The organism is Shewanella sp. AS1, from assembly GCF_021412565.1.
Taxonomy (GTDB): Bacteria; Pseudomonadota; Gammaproteobacteria; order Enterobacterales; family Shewanellaceae; genus Shewanella.
Window position 1 is genome coordinate 1 of record NZ_JAKCLJ010000059.1, and the last position, 292, is coordinate 292.

At 59.9% G+C, this 292-nt stretch carries 1 protein-coding gene; it reads right to left on the reverse strand.

Going from position 1 to position 292, the window contains the following annotated elements; translation table 11 throughout:
• On the reverse strand, positions 1-183 hold a 183-nt coding region (locus tag LZP69_RS16050; protein ID WP_234201701.1), incomplete at its 3' end, for a hypothetical protein.
• Positions 184-292 lie beyond the last annotated feature (109 nt).

Below are 292 nucleotides of genomic sequence, written 5' to 3' on the forward strand. Positions count from 1 at the left end.
ACCCATCCCGACCGTCGTCACCTTCAACCCTGTCTTTCCGAGGGTGCGGTATTCCGGCACCGGACGTTCTTCCGTCCCGGCCACGGACGGACCTGCCTTCCAGAGCCCGCTCGCCCACACTCCGAGAACGGCAGATGACATCTTTCTTATGAAATTCCGTCGTCCCATCTCTGATTTGACCATCGCGTCCTCCCTGTTGCTACGGATTGCATCTTAAACGAGCGTCGAAAGACCCCCGCTTCGGACAACGGAGAACGTCCTCACCGCGGGCAGACCTGCCTTTGTGGACGCG